Source organism: Chitinophaga niabensis, from assembly GCF_039545795.1.
Lineage (GTDB): Bacteria > Bacteroidota > Bacteroidia > Chitinophagales > Chitinophagaceae > Chitinophaga > Chitinophaga niabensis_B.
The window spans coordinates 1,241,092-1,265,821 of sequence record NZ_CP154260.1 but is presented as its reverse complement, the minus strand read 5'-3'; the positions used below and the strand labels follow the sequence as shown (position 1 = coordinate 1,265,821).

The following is a 24,730-nucleotide window of genomic DNA, read 5'->3' as shown; positions in this document are numbered from 1 at the left end:
GTTCCTTTTATACAAAAATAAAGGCCGCAAAACCAGGGAAAGGGGGCTAAAAAGACAATACACCGGGGCAATTTGGCCAAAACTATGCCCTAACTTTGTTTCAAACGGATTTTCCATGAAAACGCTCACCATCTTAGTACCCGAAGGACAGGATAACTTAACCAGCGTAGTAGGGGCTTATAAGTTTTTCACCAAGGCAAATGCCTATTATAAAAAAGAAGTATTCAAAGTACAGCTCGCAGGCGTCACGGATGTGGTAGACCTCTATGATGGTTTATTCGCCATCCGCCCACAGATCCATATCCGGGATATTGAAAAAACAGACCTGATCATTATACCTGCACTCGCCCATAACAATATCCCCGGCGTAATGGCCAGGAATAAGGAAGCCATTGACTGGATAAAGCAACAACACAAACTGGGTGCAGAAATAGCAAGCATCTGCACAGGCGCTTTCCTGCTTGCCTCCACTGGGTTACTGAAAGGTAAGGTTTGCTCCACCCATTGGAATGCAGCCGGCAAATTTGCAGAACTCTTCCCGGATGTAGATCTGCAAACGGATAAAATAATCACAGACGAACAGGGGATTTATACCAACGGGGGCGCTTTTTCTTTCATGAACCTGCTCTTATACCTCATCGAAAAGTATTACGACAGGGCAACTGCTGTATTCTGTGCAAAAGTGTTCCAGGTAGATATAGACCGTAGCAGCCAATCCCCTTTCACCATTTTCAACGGGCAGAAAGATCATGCGGATGAAGAGATCCGCAAAGCGCAGACTTACCTGGAAAGTAATCTCTCCGATAAGATCTCCATGGACGAACTGGCCAGCAGTCTTGCTATCAGCAGGCGCAACTTCGACCGCCGTTTCATCAAAGCAACCGGTAATACGCCCATTGAATACCAGCAAAGGGTGAAGATAGAACTTGCGAAAAAATCACTGGAATCCGGCCGTAAAACCATCAATGAAGTAATGTATGAAGTGGGTTATGCGGATACCAAAGCATTCCGCGACCTCTTTAAAAAGATCACCGGCCTGGCGCCCATCGATTACAGGAATAAGTATAACAAAGATGCAGCGGTGAATGAAAATTACTGAGTACGGTCTGCGATCAGCATTGAAATAAAACATCCTATGCCGGCAACAGTACGCAGGAGGTTAAAGTTATCCCAGGTGTGCAGTATATCCTGCCAGTTTGCAGGAGGCGCATCCGGCGGCCAGGTTCTCATCAGCTGATTGATAGGCACATTCCCGAACCTTGTTACCAGTAAGGAAGTCAATGCAAGGCCAGCCGCAACAAACGCAAACTTACTCCGGAACAGGTATGCATACACCAAAGGTGCAATAATGGAAAAACCCATCAGCGTCTGTACCGTAATGCCATTATGGTTCATGAGCTGTACCCGGAAAATGAGATGGATATTCACAGGCACTTCATAAAAAGCAGGTACCAGGTTCACATAACCATAAAAGAAAGACCCGGCCAGCAATCCGCTTGCTATTAATGCGATGTACCTTGTAAGCGTTTTCATGAAAACAATTTTAACTGATCAGGGTTTTCTGATACCTGTGTGGTCAGTTCCTCCAATTCACTTTCTTCATCCGGGTAGGATACGAAATGGATATTCAGGTTGATGATATTTTCATAGAGGATACATAAACTATGCCCCTCGATATTTTTCTGCTCACCGGGCTCATTGATCATTCGCTGATTACCGTCCTCCCCTGTTTCCTGTTTCTTAAAATCCCTTTTGATCACATTCTTCAGGTAGATCTGGTTCAGCACTTCTCCTTCACAATCAAAATCCACCAGGAAGCCGGAGTAGATCATAGTGCCTTCCTGCACTCTCACCAGCGCGTCTACAAAGATGATATCAAAATCTTCCCCTTCCGGTTTGTACCCGTTAAAGTAGTAATACCACCGGTTATATAACCTGAACAATTCGTACCTGGAATGAAGGGAATACCTGATCACCAGCCATCTTAATCCACGGCCTAATACAATACAGCTCAGCAGCAATACCAGGTTATAAAAAGCAAAGCCTGTGAGCAGGGATTTAAATGCCGTATTGGAGATCTTTGTATCAAACGATTTGAGATCGCCTCCGGAAATTAAAGCGAGTATATCAAAACGGATCTCTTTTGAAATGAACAGAACGGCAGCGGCATGTATCAGTAAAGAAAAAACGGCGGAAGCCATTAGACCTTCCAGTAAAGTGAATTTGGGACCTGATTTAGGAAATCGACCGAATGAATAGGAAAGATATAAGGATAGTGGCGGAATGAGGAGAATGAAGATAAGTACCGCGCTAAGGGCAACGTTCATGGATATGGCATTTCAGCAAACTCCTAGGAGTTCAGTCTGACATTAATTTTTTTCTCGGCATCAATGGTCACAGAGAGATTACGGCCGGACACCCCGGACTTCATCTCACTGGCTACGATCGCCTTTGCAATAGCAGCCGAAACCTGGCTGTTACTCAGCACGATCCTTGCCTTTTTTGAAATTTTTGCATTTGACATATCGTAAAGTTAATGAATTTATCGGAAAATCAGGTAAGGTCCTTTGTGTATACATTCCCCATCAGGTCATACGCCTCTACCCTGCGGGCCTTCTTTTTCACCGGGTATTCCCACACCTCTTTCTTCTTGTTAAAAACCGCCGGTTCCCCGTCTACCAGTACTTCTTTTACGCTATGGTCATTTTTCATCTTCACGGTCACCGCTTTATCGGAAACGTTCACCCCGGTGATCTCAGCTCCATGAAAAGCATCACTAAAGGCAACATTATAGGCAGATTGGCCGTTTTGGGCACGTTTCTGGTACTGTGCTTTCCTTACGGGGTCTGCGATGGCTTCTTTGGCAAATGCATTCGCTTTGGCAAAACGCTCCTGGTTAGCCACCTGGGTAGCCGTTTTGGGCGGATAGGGCTTCGGGAGCTTGCACATCACCGTTTTCCCGTTCCTTTGCCGGAAAACCACTTCTCTGCCAAAGGTGCCCTGGGCGCCTTTCATGATAGAATTGTTATCTATTATTGCCATGAAGCAAAGGTAGTGAATATATCTGACATAGGCTTCACATAGGGTCAAAATAGGGGGATCCTATACTTTGCCTATATTTACAGTATGCTGAAGCTGGAAAGATCACAATACCTGGGTACTAATGTGCATAATTTTAGCACAGGAGGCCTCACAGTGAGTGAAACCATCTACCGGCAAAAGGTATTTGAGGGCTGGCATTACCATGAAAACCACCATATTACGCTGATCCTCAGGGGTGGTAACCGGGAACAAAGGAAACAACAGGAGATCATGGCCGCTCCGGGGGCTGTTTTACGTTATAACGAAGGGGAATTACACCGGAACATGCATACCCAACACCCTTCCCGGAATATCAATCTTGAAATTGAAGGGGATTTTCTAACCCGGCACCAATTACAATTCACTGATCTGCAACACTCCCCGGGCCTCAGACTCTCTGTTCTGAAGATCTACCGGGAAAGCAAACTGGCGGACACCTGCAGCCAGGCCTCCATCGAAACTTCCCTCCTGCAGTTGTTCAGCAACAAAACATCCCAACACACCCCGCCCTGGATAACGCGGCTAAGTGACCTGCTGCACGATCGATGGAATGAATCATTTTCTTTAAATGAACTATCTGCCCAGCTCAATATTCACCCGGTAACCATCTCCAAATACTTCCCCCGTTACTTTGGCTGCACATTGGGAGAATACCTGCGTAAACTGAGAGTAGAAAAAGCAGTGGACCTCATGCAGCAGGGTGACATGTCCCTTACGGAACTGGCTTATCATTGCGGCTTTTTTGACCAAAGCCATTTTATCAGGGCATTCAAAACCTACACCGGCTTCCGGCCAAAAGAATGGGCTAATTACATACAATTTTAAATTCCTGCACTAACAGACCTTTGCTGTTATGAAAGGCATTATACTGATCATCATATTGAGCACCAGTTTTGCTCAGGCCCAGCAAACGATCATAGAAAAAACAGCGCAGCTGATCAAAGCGCACTATGTATCGGAAGAAAAAGGTGCAAAGATCGCCGCGCACCTGTTGCAGCAATACAAAGCAGGTACTTTCAACACTAAACCCCTGGACTCCGTAGTCACCGCCGTATTGCAAAATTTCAGCCACGATGGGCATCTCTATCTTTTCTATGATACAACAATCCGCCGGGAAGAAGAAGGTAACGAAGACATGTTCTACTATGGACCAAAAGCCAAAGAAGATAATTACGGCTTCCGGGAAGTGAAGATCCTGGATGGCAACATTGGTTATATTAAACTCTCCGGGATCAATATCTCCGATAAAAGCCTGCCCTTACTCTATGCCGCCATGCGGTTTGTATCCAATACAAAAGCCCTTATTATAGACCTTCAATACAATGGTGGCGGTGGCAGTAATATCGGTTCTGTGCTGGAAAGTTACTTCCTTCCAAAGAACACCCCACTGCTGGAATTCAAAAGCAGGACCGGCGGTGTGGAAGTAGAAAAAACAGTTAGCTGGCTGACAGAAGAGAAGTACAATAAACCCTTATACATCCTGGTGAATGGCAGAACAGCATCTGCCGCAGAAGCCTTCGCCTTTGTATTACAAGCCCGTAAAAGAGCGAAGATAGTTGGCCAGACCTCTGCAGGCGGGGCCAATATGAATCAATTCTACCGTGTGAATAATGAATACTACGTGTCTGTTTCCATTGCAGCACCTTCATTGCCGGGAACGGATAGTTCCTGGGAGCAGAAGGGTATTCAGCCAGATCATGTAACCAAGCCGGGAGAAGAGATTAAAGTGATCAGGGAACTTATTGCCGCTGATAAGACTGTAACTGCAACAGGCAGAACATTTACTTCTTCTGATAAAACAGCAACCACAACATTAGATAGCCGTTAGCTACCAGGGGCAGCGCCACATCACAATACGGATCGAAATTCTCGATCACCAGGATGTTGCTGATATAATGCGCAACGGAAGGATCCGGTTGTAAGGACTGCGTGTGCATGGGTAACAAATATAATCAATCCTCCTTCCAATCCTCACTCCAGCCGCCCAGCACAGGATGGTACATTTCATCTCCCGAATGCTGGGTGAACTCTATGTTCAACCGCTGCAAGCCCAACACCTCCTCACAACAGGCGATCAGTGCTTCTGCCAAGGCAGCTCTTGTTTCCACCGGCCGGCCGCGCCGGATATCACACATCAGCAATGCTGCGGGAACGGGCGTTTCTGCATTGCAACGCCAGACGGCCCCTTCCCCCAGCTCCCTGATAGTGATGGTGATCCTGTTCACATCCGCCTTCATAATGCCGGCGTAAAGAGCGCCCATTCTTTGAGCCAGCAGCTGTTTGGTGGCAACAGGATAATGATCATTTACATCCAATTGTAGATACGGCATTCCTTTTTTATAAAGGTACCGCTTTGTAGGTAACGATATCTATACCCACCCCGTTGGGGTCCTGGATGGCAAAGTGACGGTCGCCCCAGGGTTCATCCCTGATAGCTATTTTAATATCCACTTTTTTGGCTTTCATTTTTTCGTACACCTCGTTCACGTTATCCACCTCTATGGTCAGGTAAACACCTTTACCGGCAAAGGGAGTCCGGAACAGGGGTTGCTGGGAAGCATGCTCCGGCAGCAGGAAACTGAGTTCTGCCTGCTTATTTGGTGTATGGAGTAATAGGTAGAAGTCGTTTTCAAAGATTACGCCAAAGCCCAGCACTTCCGTATAGAACTTTTTACTTTCCGCGATCTTAGACGTTACGATCCCTGCATTGAGTTTCATTTGTGCATAAATATTAGTGATGAATAAAGAGAAGATCAGCAATAAGAGTAAGCGTTTCATGTGTTACGATTTATACAGCAAAGTTATCCCGGGGTTAAACAGGAACATTGTAAAAAACGGACAACTTACTTCAGCAGGGCCTTGCCGGGTGTAAGGCCATAAAGGTTTTTGAACTCTTTGATAAAATGGGCCTGATCGTAATACCCTGAGTTCAGGTAATCTTCCGGCGCCTGCAAGGTTTTCTGGAACCTTACGATCCGGGAAAACTCCTTCGGCGTATCCCCGATATAGAATTCAAACAACCGCCGCAACTGCCGGACGCTGATGCCCTGTGGCAACTCCTTCTCTATACTTACCGTTCCCCCGTTCTGCAGGATAAGGTGAATGGATTCATACAAACGGCTATCTGCATCAATACGGATGTTTGCAACATGCCGGAGGAAATGTTCATCCAGCAAGGCTTTCAGGTTTGCCGGGGAAAAGGTATCGGAAAAGGAATCCGCTATGAACTTGGCCAGATCCGGCAACACCTCATCCAGGGATGCTGCCCGGTTGCTTAATTCAGCCGCGCTGATCTTATACAGCTGCGGGAACATACTGGGAAAGAACCGTACGCCCACGTAGTTGAAAGTCCTTGCCAGCTCAAACTCCACAAAGGAATTCGAGAAGCCCATCACAAAGCTCTGATCCGGTTGTTCCAGCTCAAAATAAACATCCATACAGCCGTCTGCGATAACCCTGTAATGGAAGGGGTCTGCCAAAGGATGTTTGGTGCGCAGTTGCCAATAACAGTAAATATAGTCCTGTAACCTTTGGTCAGGAAGGATCTCCTGGTACATCACCCCTTCGGCAGGATGTTTGAAATTGGGCTGTACAGGCAGATAAAGTAATCTTATGTTAATCGGTGTTTTCAGTACTTCAAGATAGTTATTTATAATATTCTGATAAAATTTCACTAACTTATGCGTGCCTTAAAACCGCCACAGGCAAGGATAAGTGGTCAGGTAATGGTGTTGATGGCTGTCGATCACATTCAGAAATACGCTGAAATCCCCGCTGGTGGCCTAACTACAAAAACAATGACACCGACAATTGTTCACACAGAACCAGTACTAACCGTACACAGTGTAGAAGAAACCATTAAATACTGGCAGGAGGTCTTTGGCTTCCCCGATAAATGGATGTGGGGAGACCCACCTACACATGGCGCAGTTTCCTGGCATGGCGCCCAGGTACAATTCTCCTACGATCCTGCATTAGCCGCCACTTCCAGGGGCAATGCCATCTTCGTCCGGGTAAGGCAACTGGAAGCCCTATACGATTTCCACAAGGAAAGAGGGGCCGACATCGTTTCCCCCCTTGAAAACAAACCCTGGGGCATGGCTGGTTACACCGTCCGCGACCTCAATGGTTATTACATTGACTTTGGCGGGCAAACCATCACCATCCGGCAAAAAAGTCAGAGTAGTTTACCTTCCTACATCCAGGTCCTGAAAAGGACGCCCACTCCGGAAGAGTTCAGGCGTATAGCCATCTCAGTAGGTTGGGCAGATCCTGAAAGGGACAATATGGAAAAGATCGCAGCTATGCTCGCCCCGGTAACACATTCCATAGTAGCAGTAAACGGCAATACCGGAGAAGCGGTCGGATGTGCCCTGTTACTCGGAGATAAAGTCACCTTCTATTACGTAAAGGATGTAATGGTGCATCCCGACTGGCAGGGCAAACGCATTGGCACCGCCATGATGAAAGCACTGATCGACCTCGTGGATGACGACATTATGGTCACCCTTATTTGCGGAGAAGACCTCGCCCCCTTCTATCAACAGTTTGATTTTATCCCAACCTTTGGCATGATCCGTTTTAAAAGGATCAGCGCATAACCCCTCCATATCCTACTGATAATTTTAACCGATCCTCACAAACTGCACCCATTATGGGGCGGGATTCTTTTTCTTTGTAAAAAATAAATTCACCGGCAGGTACTTAAACTGGCAAGCGGCTCCCTTTCCGGAAAACTGTAGGACTGATACCCTTGTTCTTCCTGAAGAACTTATTCAGGTGGCTTTCATCTGTAAACCCAAATTCCGTAACGATCTCTCCCATGCGCAGATCACTGTGCAGCAGCCGGTGTTCGATCATTTTCATCCGGTAGCTGGTAACGTATTGCTGCATGGTTTCGTTCGTCTGCCGTTTGAAATAACGCCCGAGATAGGATTCAGATACCCCAAACTTTTTACTGATCACTTCCGTTCTGATCTTCTCCGGGTAATAGATATTGTTTTGAATATAGGAAAGGATGTCCAGCGCCTTTTCATCTGTCTGTTCCCCCACCTGCTGCGGCATGTATTTGGAAATATTGCGCGCCACTACTACGATCAGCGTATTCACCAGGTGCTGGATCAGTTCCCGGTTATAACAATCCCTGTTCACATGTTCCCTGATCACCGCTTCTACCAAAGGATGTACCAGGCTTTTGTCCACCTTATTCTTCAGGATACAGCCGGGTTGATGGTTGGCGTTCTGTAATATAAATTCCAGCCTTTGAACATTATCCGTATGAATGCTGTTCGACTGAAGGTAGATGTTATTAAACCGTAAAAAGAAGAAGGAAGTAGTGGTTTCAATCTGGAAGGAATGGCAATCTTCCGGTGTGATCAGGAACATATGCCCTTCATGATACCGGGAGGTATTGTTATTAATGCATTGGGTACCTGTACCCGAAAGGATATATACCAGTTCAAAGAAGTTATGGGTATGCCCGGACTTGGGGCACACATCCAATGTTTCAATAAACTCAATAGAAAATGGCTCATGCAGGTTTTCCCGTTTCATGGTGTAAATATACCTAATTATGGAAAACATCTACCAGCAAACATCCAGTTAACAGGTATAAATTTGCTATACAAACAGAAACAATGAAAGCTATCACATTAAACGGATCCGGGGGCACAGAACAGCTCCGGATTACAGAACTCCCCCAGCCTGTTGCGCAGGAAGGAGAAGTAGTAGTACAGGTTAAGGCCTTTAGCATCAATCCTGTTGATATAAAAACAAGGAATGGTAAAGCCTTGATGGGCAGGTTAAAAGACGAAAAACCTATTATACTGGGCTGGGATATTTCAGGCATTGTAACAGCCGTAGGTGCAAACGTCACTGGCTTTAAGGAAGGGGATGCTGTTTTCGGGATGGTTAATTTTCCAGGGCATGGTAAAGCTTATGCAGAATACGTAGCCTCACCGGCAGCGCACCTGGCTTTAAAGCCGGATAATATCAGTTATGAAGAAGCTGCCGCTGCTACCCTGGCAGCACTTACAGCTTGGCAGGCATTGGTAACGCATGCGAAGATCAGATCCGGTGATAAGATCTTAATACATGCAGCGGCTGGTGGCGTGGGCCATTATGCTGTACAGATCGCCAAATACCTGGGCGCACATGTTACAGGTACTTCTTCTGCTGCCAATAAAGAATTTATTTTAGGACTGGGTGCGGATGTACACATCGATTACAAAAGCCAGCGCTTTGAAGAAGTGACCGGAGGTCTTGATCTTGTACTGGATGCATTTGGTGGAGACATGATAGAACGTTCCCTGGAAGTAATAAAACCCGGCGGGCAATTGATCACTTTACCTTCAGGAGCAGTAGAAGGCCTCACCGAAAAATCCGCTGCGAAAGGTATTAAAGGTTATCATTTCATGGTATCCTCGAATGGAGAAGATATGGTTAAGCTGGCGGAGTTGCTGGAGAAAGGGATTATTAAGTCGCATGTATCGCAGGTGTTCCCATTTGCGGAGATAGCGAAAGCACATCAACAGGTGGAGACGGGGAGAACTGTGGGCAAGGTGATTGTTAGGCCTTAAGTATTCACACGCTAACTAAATGCGCCGAAACCAGCGTATGTATTTTTTTAAGGAAAAAAACTAGCCCAATGTTGCGCTTAGGCAATACGGACAGCTTTCCTTAAAAAAATACATACGCTGGTTTCTCTTTTAGGGCAGTGTTGAGAGGCTAAGGGTATTCAGGTATTTAGGTATTCAGGCATTTATAATCCCGGCAAATAATAAGCTGCTTACACAACCCAGCAGCCGAAGGAGCAAATAAAGGGGTGTATTTTTTCAATAAATACTGATCCCCACTGCCTAAATACAATATTGGCCCAGTTTATTTATTGAAAAAATACACCCCTTTATTTGCGCTCCGCCTCCATGATATTTTCGAAACACTTATTTCTTCAGCACTTTAAAATCTTCAAACACTACATCGAATTGCTCTTTCCCCGGGGCTGCAGCTACAGGCCCTATCTGCACTTTCACCTTTGGCGGGAAATATGCCAGGCGCAGCATTTTAAACTCCTTATTGTCAAAAGAATATTCAATCTGCACATAATCTCCTTTACGCAGCAGTTTCAACCACATGCTCTCTGGACTATCATGCCGTGGAACCACAGACCAATCAGACACTTCCCGGGTTACCACTGCACTCACATTCTGCACACCATCCACATATTCAATGCCCGTTTTGATCCAGTTCTTTGCATCGATACGGATCATCAAACCAGCCTGATGGAACAACTCTTTATACTGCCCTGTGATCTTCACACTGGCTTCAAAATCCCCTTCCTGCTCCTGGTAATAGAACGGCCCGTTATCCCGCTTAAAGCCATAATGTGTCACCTGCCAGTAATCTGTACCCGGATCTACGGTCACCGCCAATACGGAAGTCTGTGCCCATTTTTTAGGTTCATTAAACCATTTCATTGTTTGCGCTTTCAATCCATTTGAAAATAATATACACGCAATAATAACCAGTTGTTTCATTTATATCCTTATTTACTTTTAGACCATATATCCTTAATCGTCTCTTCCAGGTTCATGCCATCCGGCATAGTCGCAGAACGTGTATTGGCACGGTTCTTCACCATAGGTTTACCTCTTCCTAAAGATACGATCCGGCTCACCGGCATTTGCAGGAATGCACTTTTATCATGTTCTTTGATCCATTTATAAGCATACCGCAACCAATCCTGCCGGTACTTTTCCGGCTGCAGGTAAAACCAGCTGACCTCATCATAGCCCCAGATAAAATGAGAAGTAGTATCCGCCACACCTGGGTTCCGGCTGATACCGAAATTATCAAATTCTACAAGAAAAGGTAAAGAAGGAGAAGACCAGCCACTGGGTGTGATACATGCTTTACTTCTTCCGAATAAAGCATCCAGGTATCCCATCTGAAGAACACCTTCCTGCGGTTTATCCACCACTTCTTTGATACGTAAAGGGAAAGAATTGAAATCCAGCAGGCTCTTGCCATTCACCACCATACCACCGGAAGGCGTATGTGCATCCAGCAACACCCATTTATGCCGGGTATGTTTTTTTGCATACTCCCGCACTTTCACCAGGAAAGCTGCCCAGGCTTCCAGCTTGGGATCTGCCATTCCTATCAATGCTATCTGCCCCAGATGCAGGGCTTCACAGCCTATATTCATATAAGTACCGGCCAGGAACATAAACCAGTACTGTGCTTCTTTGGTGGTGATATCCGGCACACTGCTCCCCTTCCGCCAGTGGTCAACAAACTTACCATTGGCATTGAGCATATCATTATACCGGAAATTCCGCTTTTCCACCTTATCGCCGAAAGTAGTGAACACCCAATCAGGAACCGGGATATCATTCACCTGTTGCGTGATGCATTCAAACAAAGCTGCCTGAAAAACAACTTCGGGATCCTGCTGCTGTACTTTTTTGATCAGCGCTGCTGCCTGGTCCAGGTAATCCTGGTTGGTTAATATAGCTTCCTTGCCCCAGCGGTAAATAGCCCGCCCGATAAATTTAGCGCCGATGTTTTTGATCAGCCGGATATCATCTTCTTTATTGGGATAAGCAGCATCCACCGTATAAGGGTCTACTGCCAGGAACTCTGCCATGGTAACGGAATGTTCCAGGTAATGTTCCAATACTTCTTTGGAGATACCTTTTTCGTTAAAACCCTTTGTGGGGCGCTGGGCGTAACTGGTTAACGTGGAAAAGACGATAAGCAGGAAGAACGTGGTTTGCCTGTTCAATAACGTCATGGGATCTGATGTTTTGAACAAGATACGGCTTAGCATTTTTACCTGCCCTGCTAAATATTGGGTTGATTAATTTTAGCAGTAACGATCCGGGTGATCAGATCCAAGGGCATAGGCTGGCTTAACGGGAACTGAAGAGTACCCTTTCCACTCTTATAATGTGCAAGCTCTTCATTCACAATACCTGCTCCAAAAAAACTGATGTGGTGCTTATATGCCGCGAAGTGGAAGAAGTTCTTCCCGTCCAGTATGAAAGTAGGCATATCATATTTGATAGCTTCTTCCAATGCAGGAGCTGCCTTTTTAATGGCAGCTCTTATTTCCTTCAACGGATCCTGGATCTCTTTTGGAAATCCGGCAATATAGGAATCAATGTTTTTTGCTTTCATGTTTACAGCGATTTAGATGCCTTCTTCAAAAGCTCTCCCAACTGCTTGTAATTCACTTCCTGCCCTTCTGTAATGGTAGCCGTTTTCCGCTCCGGGCCTGTCATGGATTTAAAGAACCCTTTGATCTCTGCCAGCTCTGTAGCATTGAAAAGCATGAAAGATACTTTATCCTTTGCTGCATGAATAACAGCCGCATAATGCCCGTTCTTCAGGTAATGCGGTTTACCATATTGTAAACGCTCTTCCACGTCAGGAATGATCTCCTTTACTGTTTTTCTTAATTCCTCACAAACCTTCACCTGCCATGGCTGCAATTTCTTGATATACGTTGTAACTTCCTGGCTCATATTGATAGTTTTAATGTACCACAAACATACCCCGTCATTTCAACATAGGAATAGGGTAAATGCGACAATTACAGGGGATAATTACGTCAATTTTCACGCGTATATTTGGTAACATGAAAAACACCGCAGAACAATTCATCGCTGCCGTAAAGAAACTCAGTTCTCCCGCTGATCAGAAAAAGATCCAACGTTATTTTAAACCGGATGAAGCAGATGTATTCATCGGCGTACCCATGGGAAAACTCTTTGCATTAGCCAAAGAACATATAGACATGCCGGTTAGTGAACTGGAGAAACTGCTGGACAATCCCATTCACGAAGTAAGGGCCGGTGCACTCAGCATCATGGATAAAGATACCCGCCGCAACAAGATCCCCGAAAACCGCCGTAAAGAACTCTACGATCTCCACATGCGCCGCCACGACAGGATCAACAACTGGGACCTCGTGGATGTAAGCGCCATATACGTTGTAGGCAGATACCTCTTTGACAAACCCCGCAAAATACTCTACAAACTCGCACGCTCTAAAAACATCTGGGAACACCGCACTGCCATTGTAAGTACCGCCTACTTCCTCAAACACAAAGAAAGGGACGATACCTTTGCCATCGCAGAACTACTGGTAAAAGATAAAGAAGACCTCATTCATAAAGCCGCTGGCGGCTGGATCCGCCAGGCCGGCAAAGTAGATAAGGCAGCATTACTCGCGTTCCTTGATAAATATGCCGCCACCATGCCCCGCACCATGTTACGCTATGCTATTGAACATCTGGATGTTAAGCAGAAGAAACACTATATGGAGCTGAAAAAGCTAACATAAGTAAAGGATTTTGCCTATTTTTCTAATACTATGGCAAACTTAAATCTGAAAGCAAAGGAAGCAAACACCTATGATGCAATTGTGGTAGGCTCAGGTATCAGCGGAGGATGGGCCGCTAAAGAACTCTGTGAAAAAGGACTCAAAGTATTGATGCTGGAAAGAGGAAGACAATTAGAGCATATAAAAGATTACACCAATGCTATCAAAGCTCCCTGGGAAGTTCCTCACCGTGGCAGGCTCACCACTGCACAGAAAGGCAGCCACCCTTATCTTATCCGTGAACGCGTATACAGTGAATTCAATGAAAGTTACTGGATGAAGGATGAAGAAAGCCCTTACACCGAAAAGAAACGTTTCGACTGGACGCGCCCTGACATTGTAGGCGGCCGTTCCATTATGTGGGGCCGTGGTTCTCTGCGCCTGAGTGAAATGGATTTTGAAGCCAATGCAAAAGAAGGCATTGGTATAGACTGGCCCATCCGTTACAGGGACATTGCTCCCTGGTACGATTATGTAGAAGCCTTTGCAGGCATTGCCGGAACAGCGGAAGGACTCCCCCATCTCCCCGATGGCATTTTCCAGCCCGCCATGGAAATGAACTGTTTTGAAAAAGAAGTGAAGAGCCGGATCGAAGGAAAATTCCCCGGCCGCAAAATGACTATGTACCGCACTGCCAATCTCACCCAACCTATCGGCGACAGAGGCAAGTGCCAATACAGAGATCGTTGTGCCAGAGGATGCCCCTTCGGCGCTTATTTCAGTACACAGTCCTCTACCTTACCCGCTGCCGTAAAAACCGGCAACCTTACTTTACGTCCTGATTCTATCGTGAATTCCGTCATCTATGATGAAGAAGCTGGCAAAGCAACCGGCGTAAAAGTGATCGATAAACATACCAAAGAAGTGATAGAATATCATGCCCGCATCATCTTCCTGAATGCCTCTACTTTGGGAAGCACCTTCATTATGCTGAATTCCACTTCCAACCGTTTCCCAAAAGGCCTGGGCAACGACAGCGAAGTACTCGGCAAATACCTGATGGACCATCATTTCCATGCAGGCGCCAGCGGCATTTCTGAAGAGTTCCCCGATAAATATTATTACGGCAACCGCCCTGCCGGTTTTTACATTCCACGCTTCCGCAACATCGGAGAAGACAAACAAAAGTATCTCCGGGGTTTTGGCTATAGCGGTTACAGTAACCGCACAGGCTGGGCACGTGGTATTGCAGAACTGGGTATCGGCGAAGCCTACAAAGATTATCTCACAGAACCTGGTCCCTGGCAGATGGGTTTAATGGGTTTCGGCGAATGCCTCCCCTACGAAGAGAACCAGGTATACCTGAATCACGGCCAGCAGGATGCATGGGGCCAGCCTGTACTTGAATTCAACTGTGAGTTCAAAGAAAACGAAATACTCATGCGCAAGGATATGAACCAGGATGCGGTTGCCATGCTGGAAGCTGCAGGCCTGAAGAATGTAACACCCTTCAACAGGGATTCCTATCCCGGTGGTGCCATTCATGAAATGGGCACCGCGAGGATGGGCTGCGATCCCAAAGATTCCATATTGAATGAATGGAACCAGGTACACAGCGTAAAGAACGTATTCGTAACAGACGGCGCCTGCATGACCTCTTCCGCATGCCAGAACCCTTCATTGACGTATATGGCTTTAACAGCCAGGGCAGCGGATTATGCCGTGAGTGAATTGAAGAAGATGAATTTATAGAAGCCAAAAAAGAGTTTTTCTTTTTTAATTAAAAATAAAGAACCCCTGAGAGAATTGAAGAAAATCAATTTGTAAAAAGAAAAACACTTTAAACGCATAAAAGAAGCACATCAAAAAAGAAAACATACAGTAAGTAAACAATACAAAAGCAGCCTTCAAAAAATATCCTCTCTTCGTAATAAAAAAAACTCCGCCCTCTTTTGCGCGGCAAGCTTTACGCCTGAAAATATAAAACCGGCAGATCAAAACAATCTGCCGGTTTATTTTTCTCTGCAAACAAAATATAATCCCTAATCTATCAACCCCAGGGCCTTCAACTTCGCCACAGCCTCTATCAGCATGGCGCCACTCAGCTGGGTAGACAGATCGGTAGTAGTAACCACACTCGTCCATTTGGGGCCATAAATAATGGATGGACGTGAAGTACCCTGCAACCACAAGGTTTCTCCATTCAATTTCAGGAAGTTGATGAACTTGGTTTTATCCGTACTGCTCAGGTTACCATCCGTGATAAGTAATAAAAGATTACGTACCAGGATGCCTTTAAACAAACCTCCATCTCCCCCTCCTTCATCCTTCATAATATTGCCCTGCGTAAAATCACCCGTCAGTGAATTATTCGCCGTTTTAATCGCATCATTGATATACACCGCTTCCCCTGTGATCTTATACAACTCAATCCCTGCACCGATATAAACACCCTGGTTGTAAGTGAACTTCCAGTCCTTGTTAGTACCATTCCCGTCAAGGCCATCCCATACAAGACCGGATACAGGGTCCACGAGATTCGCTTTCTGCCACTGGTAACTCTTCTTAGCCCATTCAAGGTCAGCAGGGTTTTGCGTTACCTGGTACATCCGGGAAGCAATGATACAGGCAGGTGCATTGGCTGGTGTATTCTTGTTTTTCCGTTCTTTGTTCCAATAGAAGCCACCACCCCAGGTATCATCCCATCCACCTTTAATGTCCGTCCAAACCTGCTCCGCCACCGTTTTGTATTTCACATCACTGGTAGCTTCATAAGCACGCAGGCAGGCTAATGCCATCCATTCCATATCATCGTAGAAGTGATTGATGTAAGTATTGCCATTCTTGGCTTTCATGCCATCCAGCAATTCATCCATCCGCGTTTTGATCTGCGGATCGTTCTTGCGCACATAAGCATCAATCAGTACATCCAGCGCATGCGCATTCCGCCAGTAGTGAAAATCCGCTTTACCGGAATTGTTCTCATTGTAGTATTTACCCGGCTGATTGTAAAAGTTACCGATCAGGGAAGTATAAGAAGAGTCCGCAATCTGCGCCCAGTTAAACACATAGGCCTTATTCCCGGCACCAGGCCCCGGGCCTTCATCCACAGGCTCTTTCAGGCAGGAAGCCAATGAAACAGTCAGCAGTAACGCACAGGTTATTTTTAGAAAAGAATGAGGCATGGTCATTTATTTTACGATTACTTCATGTGTATAATTCTTGTCTGCCTGGAAGTAGACGTTCACATCACAGTTCTTTGTGTCTACAGCAGCTTTGAATTTATAGCAGTAGTTCCACTGGTCGTTATTGGTGATGGTCCTGATCTCCCAGAAAGCAGCCGGTGTTGCATCAGTAGGCCGGTTGTTGTCTGCATTGGAGCTGCCTACCCACTCTTCTCCTGCTACACCTGCGGCATTCTTCACATTGATCCTGAATTTGTAACGTTCATCACGGCCCCAGGACTCCTGTTTGAACGTGATCAGTTTATTCTGGAAGCTCCAGGTGCTGTTGCCTGCGTATGTAAGATCATACATGATCTTGTTATCAGGTGCAAACCAAAGCCCCATGCCCGTAATCTCCGTAACCGTTGCGGCTGCGTTGTTGAAATCTAAACGGATGCGGTATGCTTTGGTACCGCCAGCCTGTGTACTTTCGCCGTTCTCTTTCAGCAATTCACCTTGCAGGTAAAAGGTATTAGGCGTACCTGTTTTCCTGTCTACGAACTGGTATTTACCGTCTTTTAAGGAAGTATAGATCTCAAACACGCCAGCTGTCACCGCCTTCATCTTCATGGCGTTCGCTAATGTGGCGCCGCCTTCTGTAGCAGCACCGGTCAGGAATACATCTACCGGTATTTCTGCAAAACCATTTGGCCTTTCCAGTTCAATGATCCTGCTTTCTTTCGCCGGTTGAATGTTATACCCTTTGGAAGCATTTACAGACCATTTCAGTTTACCGGTAGCCAGTGCAGCAATACCAGCTTTTCCGGCCATACTGTTCAGGTCTTTATGAGAGAGGGTGAGTTTATTCTGGATACCGCCACCGTCTGAAGCTATCTTGGCAATGGGGTTAGAGAAATCGCCATTCTCTTTATCGAACACCACTTCATACAATACCAGGGAACCATCTTCTGCCCTGGCCTGCTCCCATTCAAAGCTGAGTGCAGCGCTGGTAGCAGGTTGCAGTTTGGTGAATTTATTGTTGACCGGGGCACTGAGTTTTTCCACCGGCTTCAGGTTAATGTTCAGTTTATAGTCGTCCTTCTTACATGCTGGCAGGAATGCGGCCAGGGTAAGTAAAGCAATGATGTATCTTTTCATAACAGTGATTTAAGGTTGAGTGATTATTGCCATCCCGGGTTCTGACCAAGGTTTTTATTCTGGTCGCGCTCAAAAGTGGGCACCGGCCATAGGTAATGTTTAGGATTTTCGAAGCGCCTGTTTTCCACGATGATATAGCCGTTAGGGTCTTTATTAAAAGCCCCGGAGCTTACTTTAATACCTCTTACCGGTACATTCAGCACAGCATCCGCAATCTTCCAGCGGCGGATATCAAATGCGCGGATACCTTCAAAAGCCAGCTCGGCTCTTCTTTCCCTTTGTACGATCGGCCGCAGCTGATCTTTGGCACCACCGGGAAATTCTGTAGCACCTGCATCTGTGAATTTAGCACGGACACGTATGGCACGGATCGTTTTATTCCAGGTGGCCGCATCCAGCCCGCCCAGTTCATTCACAGCTTCCGCATACATCAGCAATACATCTGCAAAGCGGATCAGTGGAAGGTTCAGGGTGGAGTTATAGTTAGCCGCAGTAACATCATAATGTTTCTGGAAGTAATAACCGGTAGGCGAAGCCCCCTGATCATCCACACTATTGGTGGAAGGATTGGAACCGGGTAATGTAAGGATGGTTTGAACTTTATTCTCAAAATCTGTAATGGTAGAACCATGGTGCAGGATAGTGAGTTTGAAGCGAGGGTCCCTGTTGGTGTAAGGATCGTTCTCATTGTAACCGGAACCTGCTTCTTTAATGCCTTTTCCATTCAGCATGATGTATGCATCCACCAGGTCCTGCGTAGGTACCAGTGTACTTCTCAGCAGGGCTACTGTTTGCGGGAGGAAACTCCTTTGTGTACTGAAAGTTCTGCCGCCGCCATATTGCAGGTCGAGGATCACTTCGCTGTTGAATTCACCGGATACCTTGAACAGGTTCGCATAATTGTCTACCAAAGTGTAGGTACCGTTTGCAGTGGAATTGATCAGCAGTTCGCATTCCTTCTTTACTTCTTCCCATTCCCCGTTATACAATCTTACTTTCGCGCTTAAGGCAATGGCCGCGCCTTTGGTGATACGGCCCCTGTCTTTTTCCGCATACTGTACATTGGTAGGCAGATCGTTCCGCAACTCAGCAAGTTCTTTCAGGATGAACGCGATGATCGTAGCCTTTGGTGTACGGGCGATGGTTTTGGATTCATCAATAGAGATCAGGTTGGTGAAGAAAGGTACATCACCAAACCAGGTGGTCATTTCAAAATAAGAATACGCACGAATGAAACGGGCTTCTGAAATGATCCGTTTCTTGAGTGTTTCATCCATGGAAGGCACCTTGTCGATATTCAATATCACCAGGTTGCATTTACGGATACAGGCATAACGGTAACTCCATTCACTCCTTACCCTTGCATTGGCAGGGTCATAACTGCCACCTGCCACCAGGGATACACCATTAAACCCTCCGCCGGCCACAAACCCGTTATCACTCAACGCTTCGTTACCGAAATAGTAAAAGTCGTTGGACATGTTCTCATAGCAACTGGTGAGTGCGTCCAGTGCATCCTGCGCATCCCGCCAGTAGGCTTCTTCTGTGAACTCACGCGTATTCGGCTGCTCCAGTTTCCGGCAGCTGAACAAGGCAGTGATACAGCATATTATTAGCAATGATCTTTTCATAATTAACTCGTTTATCAGAATTTGATATCTAACCCAAAAGCAAACGTGGCTGAATTTGGATAGTTACGGCCTGCGATGGCGTTATAATTATTAAACCCGAGTTTATCATCATACTGCGTGAACTCCGGATCTACCCCCAGTTCGCGGAAACGGCCGGGTGTAATGGTCAGCAGGTTCTGGCTGGTGAAATATACCCGCACGCTTTGCATCCTTACCCTGTCTGTAACGGATTTAGGCAAAGTATAACCCAGTTGCAGGTTCTTTAACCTTGCATATTTGGTATCAAACATCCAGTAATCAGAATAGGCAAAATTGTTCGCATTGGCTGTACCAATGGTCAGGCGGGGATAAGAAGCCCCCGGATTGGTGGGCGTCCAGCGATCGATATGTTGTACGAAGGCATGGTCTTCATTATTATGAAATGCTTCCACAATATCTCCGCGAAGGAACTGGGAACGTTTACCTACACCCTGCCAGAACATGGTGAAATCAAAGTTCTTCCAGGAAACATTGTAAGTAAAACCAAATGTATAACGCGGGAATGGATTGCCAAAAACATAGCGGTCGTTCGCATCTATCACACCATCTTTATTCCGGTCAATGTATTTGATATCACCCGGCTGCACCTGCTGATTATAAGCGAAAGGTACTTTCGGTGCGTTCTTGATATCGTCCAGGTTCTGATAGAGCCCATCTGATTTATACCCGAAGTAAGAAGCGATGGGGAAACCTTCCCTGATAATGAAAGTATAGTCTGAGCCACGGATGGATTCAGGGCCATACGTGATCACCTTGTTCAGGTTATCCGCCAGGTTGGCGCTCACGGTATGATTGAACTGGCCAGTTTTTCCGCGGTAAGAAAGGGCTATTTCCCAGCCTTTGTTCTGCACCTTGCCTACGTTCTGCAAGGAGGAACCGATACCTGCAGTACCTGGTACTTCCTGTGTGAGATAGATGCCGGTGGTTTGTTTATCGTAGTAATCAAAAGAAAGCGAGAGTTTATTACGGAACAGGTCAACATCCACACCATAGTTGGTCATGGTAGATATCTCCCATTCCAGCTGTTCATTATACGCCGTAAAATCAGCACCCGGATTAGCCGTATTATTGAACGGATATTTATTCGGGTTAAGGTTCACACGCGCCAGGTAATTGAATCCGCCGATATTGGAGTTACCCACCTGGCCCCAGGAATAGCGGAGCTTCACATTGCCGAAACGGCTCCTGAAATCTTCCATGAAGGCTTCTTCTGTTAAACGCCAACCCAGAGAGAAAGCGGGGAAGAACTGCCAGCGATGGCCGGGTGCCAGTTTGGAAGAACCATCATACCGCCAGGTGAACTCAGCCAGGTACTTGTCTTTATAAACATAGTTCAACCTCCCGAAGAGTGAGTTCAACGCATGCAGCTCAGGGTTGGTGATACCATTGTATTCCCCGATGGTGGCATAATCCAGCGTTCCATCAGGTTTGGGAATATATCCTCCGCCAATGGTCCAGTCGTCATCCAGGTTGGTACCTCCATACCTTCTGGACATAAAGCCATAATTCTGATTGATGGCATCGCTTCTCGCGCCCACTTGTGCTTTCACATAGTGATCGCCAAAAGTGTTTTCATATTCAGCAGTGGCGTACACGTTAGTAGTAAGGTCCTTGTATTCTGATACTTCCTGCCTGTTATACGGTGGAGGGTTTGCTGTAGTATAATAAGGTGCATAAGCATACTTATTCTGGCGGTTCACGAAGTTGTTGATCGTATAACTGCCGGAAGCGTTCAGGTTGATGCGGAAATGCTCTATAGGGGTGATCATTACATTCAGGCCGCCCAGCAGGTTATCTCTTTCGTTCCTGTTGTATCCCTGTTTTTCCAGTTGCGCGATCACGTTGTTGCTGTTCAATGCCGGCACTACATAATTCCCCAGGGAATCCTTCACGGGGTAGATACGTGGTGTACGCATCGCATCCCGCATCAGGAAACCGATATCTGCCTGTTGTTTGTTGAAATAAGATTTCGCATAAGCAATATTCACATCCACTTTCACATACTTGCTTACATCCACAGAAATATTTGCGCGGGCATTATACCGTTTGTAGAACAGGTCTGCATCAGAAGGCAGGTACTTGTTCTGCAACATATTGCCCTGGTTCACATATCCTAGCGAGATCAGGTAGCTGGTATTTTTGCTGCCGCCTGTTAAGCTAAGGCTATGATTCTGCTGTGGTGTGAACTTACGGAGCATCTCTTTCAGGAAAGCGGGTTCAGACCCTCTGTCCTTCCAGTATTTGATCTGGCTTGGGGTATATTGCGGGGTTTTACCGGAATTCACCAGGGCTTCATTCTTCAGCGTCATGTACTCCCATCCTTCCACCTGCTCAGGTAAAGCAGTTGGGATCTGCCATCCATACATCCCATTATATTGCACCACGGGTTTATCATCCCGTTTCCCTTTTTTGGTGGTTACATAGATCACGCCATTGGCAGCCTGCGAACCATAGATTGCGGAAGAAGCCGCATCTTTCAATACAGAGATGCTTTCCACATCATTGGGGTTCAGGTTCTGCAAACCATCGCCGCCGGTTTGTACCCCGTCGATAATGATCAGGGGGCCGTTGCCGGTAAGACTTCCCACACCACGGATATTCAATGTAAGTGCAGCACCCGGTTCTGCCGTGCTCTGCTGCAGGATAAGGTTAGGGGCCGTTCCCTGCAAAGCCTGGTACATATTGGCCACCGGCCTGCTTTCCAGGTCTTTGGAAGAGATAGTGCTGATGGCAGCAGTTACCTGTTTCTTCCTTTGTGAACCATATGCCGTGATCACCACTTCACCCAGTTCTTTTGAATCCGTGCTCATGACCACTGTAATGTTGGTGCGGCTGTTAATAGCCACCGTAGCAGGTGTAAAGCCCACGGAAGTGAAAAGCAGTGTGCCGTTGGCTTCCTTTGCCGGGATCTGTAAAGTGAAATTACCCTGTTCATTGGTAACTGTTCCCACATTGGGAACATTCTGCAGGCGAACGTTTACTCCAGGGATGCCTTCACCGTTATCACTTACCACCCGACCATTAATGGTCACGTTCTCCTGCTGTGAAAATACGGCGGCGAATACGTTTCCCTGTTTCAGTATGATCTTGTTATTGATCAGTTCAAAGCGGATGTCCAGGGGAGAAAAGATCATCTCCAGAATCTCTTCCAGCTTTTTGTCTTTTACATTGAGCGAGATCTTTTGTGCAACGCTGATCTCATCATTCGAATACACAAACACATAAGGCGTTTGCTGCTCGATCTTTTCCAGCACATCCGTCAGCTTCTGGTTCTTCACCTGCAAGCTGATGCGGTTTTCAAGCGGTTTTTTTGGGTCCTTTGCCTGTTGTTCCACGGAAACAGCTCTCCTGTTGGCAGCATATAATTGCTGCGCTTTCAGGTCAAGCATGCTGAAAAAGGCTAAGCAGCCAATCAGCGGCAGGAACAACGAACGGAAAGGCGCCATCAATTGTAGCGTTCTTTCTTTCATAACGTTAGCGAATTTGAATCTCAGTTTTTACTCACCGATCAGCAGGGTGCTGTCAGTAATGGAATATGAAAAAGATTTTGATTTAGTCAGGTAATACAGTATTTCCTGTAAGTTGTTGTTCTGAAATGATCCGGTCATCCGGTACAGCCGTACTTTATCTGATTGAAACTCGATTTTTTTGCCAAATGTCCTTTCTAATTCAAGGCAGATGTCTTCCAGGGAAACATCCCTGAAAACAAGCCTTCCTTCCGTCCAGGCCCTGTCATCTTCTCCTGACGTGGTTTCTTTTACGATGTTATGTGTAGTGGGTTTGTAGATCACCTTTTCATCCGGTGTGATGTAAAAAGTATCAGGGCTGCCCTGCTGGTTTTCGTACCGGGGAATAAAGGCCACCTTACCTGTGCTCACAGAAGTTTGCACAGGTTCATTATCATAAGCACGTATGTTGAATGAAGTACCCAGTACTTTCACCATACCATTGTTCAGATGTACAATAAACGGCCGGTCAGGATTACCTGTTACCTTAAAGAATGCTTCCCCGTTCAGGTATACTTCCCTGCTGTGTTTACCGAATACTTCAGGATAAGAGATGCGGCTATCCGCATTCAGCCAGATCTTGCTGCCATCTCCCAGTTCTATCACCGCCCTGGTGCCTTTTCCATTCTGGCGGTTGAGCCATTGCGCCGTATCTTTCAATACTGCCAGTTTCACTTCCTCCGTACGTACCGGCCAAAGGAATACAGCAGCAATGGCGACTCCGGCAACAACTGCTGCGGCAGCGCCGATCCACTTCCAGCGGTTACTTTTGGCTTCCTCCTGTTGTAAACTGATCTTCCCCCAGGTACGTTGAAGGGCCTGTTCTGTATCCGTAGCCGATTGCCAGGTAGATTCCGTAAAATATTGTTGTAATAGGATATAACGCGCTTTCAGGTCCTCATGCTGTTGCAAAAGGTCTTCCAGCTCCTGCAATTCTGCTGCCGTGGCTTGCCCTGCCAGTTTCCTGGCAGCCAGTGAGATGAATTGTTCTTCGTTTATCATATAGCATAAGGACAGCCCGGAATCAAAAACTACTTACAAGCTTTAAAAAAATAATGGGATGATGGAAATAAGGATCAATAAAGGCGGTTTCTTTTTAGTGGGGAGGTAGGGAGAAAGCGCTTCATTTAAACGCCGTACCGCACGGTACAGCTGGGTTTCCACTGTTCTGGAAGAGATGTTCAGGATCACTGCCACATCTTTATACTTAAAACCTTCTTCTTTGATCAGCTTAAATACCTTCCGGCATTGGTCCGGCAGTTTGTTCACTTCATGGTCCAGCTGCAGGCGCATCTCCTTCCATTCCATTTCTTTTTCAGGATCAGCAGGCCCGCTCAGTTGAGAAAGCCCCGTATCGATGGGGGTAATGCGCAGGGAGGAATATTGCTGCAGGTAGTTGAGGGAGTGGTTTTTAACGGCCACAAAAAGATAGACTTCCAGGTTGGAGATAGTCATCAGTTCCTTCCGCCGGTTCCAGATCTTTACGAACACATCGGAAACAATTTCTTCCGCGGCTTCCCGGGAATAGACGTATTGCATGCAGAACCGGAGCAGGCGGTCATACAACAGCCTGAACAAGCCGGAAAAGGCCTGTTCATTACCGTAACGTGCAATTTGTAGTTGCAACTCCCTGATATTAGTGTTGCTATCCGCCATATTTCACCTTAAAGGACAGTGAAGGGGTATAAAAATACTTACAAGGAGGGGAAAAATATTTTAAATTTAACGAAACCCCTCAAAACCGGCATTCTGACATAGCCCGAAGCGGGAAAGGGTACAGATATACGGGAAATGTTCTACGCTGCCAAAGCGGGAGATCCAGCG

At 46.3% G+C, this 24,730-nt stretch carries 25 protein-coding genes; 7 read left to right on the top strand and 18 right to left on the bottom strand.

Features of this window, described 5'->3' with window-relative positions:
* Positions 1-115: 115 nt before the first annotated feature.
* The gene (locus AAHN97_RS05410) at positions 116-1,099 is read left to right on the top strand and encodes a GlxA family transcriptional regulator (RefSeq protein ID WP_343306536.1); all 984 of its coding nucleotides are present in this window, start codon (positions 116-118) and stop codon (positions 1,097-1,099) included.
* Here AAHN97_RS05410 and AAHN97_RS05405 read toward each other — a convergent pair.
* From AAHN97_RS05405 to AAHN97_RS05390, 4 genes are read right to left on the bottom strand one after another with little or no spacing between them, the layout of a single operon-like run.
* On the bottom strand, positions 1,093-1,533 hold the full coding sequence (locus tag AAHN97_RS05405; protein WP_343306535.1) for a DUF1772 domain-containing protein: 441 nt from the start codon (positions 1,531-1,533) through the stop codon (positions 1,093-1,095). The genes AAHN97_RS05410 and AAHN97_RS05405 overlap by 7 nt on opposite strands.
* The gene (locus AAHN97_RS05400) at positions 1,530-2,327 is read right to left on the bottom strand and encodes a hypothetical protein (RefSeq protein WP_343306534.1); all 798 of its coding nucleotides are present in this window, start codon (positions 2,325-2,327) and stop codon (positions 1,530-1,532) included. Before AAHN97_RS05400 ends, AAHN97_RS05405 begins: the two co-directional genes overlap by 4 nt.
* Positions 2,328-2,350: 23 nt before the next feature.
* Complete coding sequence (locus AAHN97_RS05395) at positions 2,351-2,524, bottom strand: hypothetical protein (RefSeq protein ID WP_159442255.1); 174 nt, start codon at positions 2,522-2,524, stop codon at positions 2,351-2,353.
* Between the two features lie 29 nt (positions 2,525-2,553).
* A complete protein-coding gene (locus AAHN97_RS05390; protein ID WP_343306533.1) occupies positions 2,554-3,042 on the bottom strand; it encodes a hypothetical protein in 489 nt (162 codons plus the stop codon).
* 84 nt (positions 3,043-3,126) lie between these two features.
* On the opposite strand from AAHN97_RS05390, the gene AAHN97_RS05385 reads away from it, so the two are divergent.
* Positions 3,127-3,906: a helix-turn-helix domain-containing protein gene (locus AAHN97_RS05385; protein ID WP_343306532.1), complete on the top strand. Its 780-nt coding sequence runs from the start codon at positions 3,127-3,129 to the stop codon at positions 3,904-3,906.
* Positions 3,907-3,934: 28 nt separating this feature from the next.
* Positions 3,935-4,909, top strand: coding sequence for a S41 family peptidase (locus tag AAHN97_RS05380; protein ID WP_343306531.1), 975 nt, complete (start codon positions 3,935-3,937; stop codon positions 4,907-4,909).
* 124 nt (positions 4,910-5,033) lie between these two features.
* On the opposite strand, the gene AAHN97_RS05375 is transcribed toward AAHN97_RS05380, so the two are convergent.
* The 3 genes from AAHN97_RS05375 to AAHN97_RS05365 form a co-directional block, all read right to left on the bottom strand.
* Entirely contained in the window at positions 5,034-5,411 is a 378-nt protein-coding gene (locus AAHN97_RS05375; protein WP_343306530.1) for a hypothetical protein, read from the bottom strand.
* A 7-nt stretch (positions 5,412-5,418) separates the two neighbouring features.
* On the bottom strand, positions 5,419-5,859 hold the full coding sequence (locus AAHN97_RS05370) for a VOC family protein (protein WP_343306529.1): 441 nt from the start codon (positions 5,857-5,859) through the stop codon (positions 5,419-5,421).
* A 65-nt stretch (positions 5,860-5,924) separates the two neighbouring features.
* Positions 5,925-6,755, bottom strand: a complete 831-nt coding sequence (locus AAHN97_RS05365; protein WP_343306528.1) for an AraC family transcriptional regulator — start codon at positions 6,753-6,755, stop codon at positions 5,925-5,927.
* A gap of 6 nt (positions 6,756-6,761) precedes the next feature.
* Between AAHN97_RS05365 and AAHN97_RS05360 the strand changes: the two genes are divergently transcribed.
* A complete protein-coding gene (locus AAHN97_RS05360) occupies positions 6,762-7,682 on the top strand; it encodes a GNAT family N-acetyltransferase (protein ID WP_343306527.1) in 921 nt (306 codons plus the stop codon).
* A gap of 103 nt (positions 7,683-7,785) precedes the next feature.
* Here AAHN97_RS05360 and AAHN97_RS05355 read toward each other — a convergent pair whose 3' ends face one another.
* Positions 7,786-8,634 carry a helix-turn-helix transcriptional regulator gene (locus AAHN97_RS05355; RefSeq protein ID WP_343306526.1) on the bottom strand — a complete coding sequence of 283 codons (849 nt, stop codon included), beginning with the start codon at positions 8,632-8,634 and terminating at the stop codon, positions 7,786-7,788.
* An 83-nt stretch (positions 8,635-8,717) separates the two neighbouring features.
* Here AAHN97_RS05355 and AAHN97_RS05350 point away from each other — a divergent pair, with 83 nt between their 5' ends.
* Positions 8,718-9,659 (top strand): NADP-dependent oxidoreductase, encoded by a 942-nt coding sequence (locus AAHN97_RS05350; RefSeq protein WP_343306525.1) that lies wholly within the window; start codon positions 8,718-8,720, stop codon positions 9,657-9,659.
* Between the two features lie 363 nt (positions 9,660-10,022).
* Here the strand turns inward: AAHN97_RS05350 and AAHN97_RS05345 are convergent, their stop codons facing one another.
* The 4 genes from AAHN97_RS05345 to AAHN97_RS05330 are packed head-to-tail and all read right to left on the bottom strand — an operon-like array spanning position 10,023 to position 12,608.
* On the bottom strand, positions 10,023-10,616 hold the full coding sequence (locus AAHN97_RS05345; protein WP_343306524.1) for a DUF1349 domain-containing protein: 594 nt from the start codon (positions 10,614-10,616) through the stop codon (positions 10,023-10,025).
* Positions 10,617-10,624: 8 nt separating this feature from the next.
* Entirely contained in the window at positions 10,625-11,875 is a 1,251-nt protein-coding gene (locus AAHN97_RS05340) for a hypothetical protein (RefSeq protein WP_343306523.1), read from the bottom strand.
* Positions 11,876-11,925: 50 nt separating this feature from the next.
* Complete coding sequence (locus AAHN97_RS05335) at positions 11,926-12,261, bottom strand: iron chaperone (RefSeq protein ID WP_343306522.1); 336 nt, start codon at positions 12,259-12,261, stop codon at positions 11,926-11,928.
* 2 nt (positions 12,262-12,263) lie between these two features.
* Positions 12,264-12,608: a DUF1801 domain-containing protein gene (locus AAHN97_RS05330; protein ID WP_343306521.1), complete on the bottom strand. Its 345-nt coding sequence runs from the start codon at positions 12,606-12,608 to the stop codon at positions 12,264-12,266.
* Positions 12,609-12,721: 113 nt separating this feature from the next.
* Between AAHN97_RS05330 and AAHN97_RS05325 the strand changes: the two genes are divergently transcribed.
* Together AAHN97_RS05325 and AAHN97_RS05320 are read left to right on the top strand one after the other, a co-directional pair.
* Positions 12,722-13,429: a DNA alkylation repair protein gene (locus tag AAHN97_RS05325; RefSeq protein ID WP_343306520.1), complete on the top strand. Its 708-nt coding sequence runs from the start codon at positions 12,722-12,724 to the stop codon at positions 13,427-13,429.
* Positions 13,430-13,459: 30 nt separating this feature from the next.
* Entirely contained in the window at positions 13,460-15,160 is a 1,701-nt protein-coding gene (locus AAHN97_RS05320; RefSeq protein ID WP_343306519.1) for a GMC family oxidoreductase, read from the top strand.
* 290 nt (positions 15,161-15,450) lie between these two features.
* Here AAHN97_RS05320 and AAHN97_RS05315 read toward each other — a convergent pair whose 3' ends face one another.
* Genes AAHN97_RS05315 through AAHN97_RS05290 form a run of 6 tightly spaced genes read right to left on the bottom strand, consistent with a single transcriptional unit; the run spans position 15,451 to position 24,562 of the window.
* Positions 15,451-16,593, bottom strand: a complete 1,143-nt coding sequence (locus tag AAHN97_RS05315; protein WP_343306518.1) for a glycoside hydrolase family 76 protein — start codon at positions 16,591-16,593, stop codon at positions 15,451-15,453.
* 6 nt (positions 16,594-16,599) lie between these two features.
* Positions 16,600-17,730: a SusE domain-containing protein gene (locus AAHN97_RS05310; protein ID WP_343306517.1), complete on the bottom strand. Its 1,131-nt coding sequence runs from the start codon at positions 17,728-17,730 to the stop codon at positions 16,600-16,602.
* A 23-nt stretch (positions 17,731-17,753) separates the two neighbouring features.
* The gene (locus tag AAHN97_RS05305) at positions 17,754-19,361 is read right to left on the bottom strand and encodes a RagB/SusD family nutrient uptake outer membrane protein (RefSeq protein WP_343306516.1); all 1,608 of its coding nucleotides are present in this window, start codon (positions 19,359-19,361) and stop codon (positions 17,754-17,756) included.
* A gap of 14 nt (positions 19,362-19,375) precedes the next feature.
* Positions 19,376-22,870 carry a TonB-dependent receptor gene (locus AAHN97_RS05300; RefSeq protein ID WP_343306515.1) on the bottom strand — a complete coding sequence of 1,165 codons (3,495 nt, stop codon included), beginning with the start codon at positions 22,868-22,870 and terminating at the stop codon, positions 19,376-19,378.
* Positions 22,871-22,897: 27 nt separating this feature from the next.
* Positions 22,898-23,908, bottom strand: coding sequence for a FecR family protein (locus AAHN97_RS05295; RefSeq protein ID WP_343306514.1), 1,011 nt, complete (start codon positions 23,906-23,908; stop codon positions 22,898-22,900).
* A 42-nt stretch (positions 23,909-23,950) separates the two neighbouring features.
* Entirely contained in the window at positions 23,951-24,562 is a 612-nt protein-coding gene (locus AAHN97_RS05290; RefSeq protein ID WP_343306513.1) for an RNA polymerase sigma-70 factor, read from the bottom strand.
* Between the last annotated feature and the right edge of the window lie 168 nt (positions 24,563-24,730).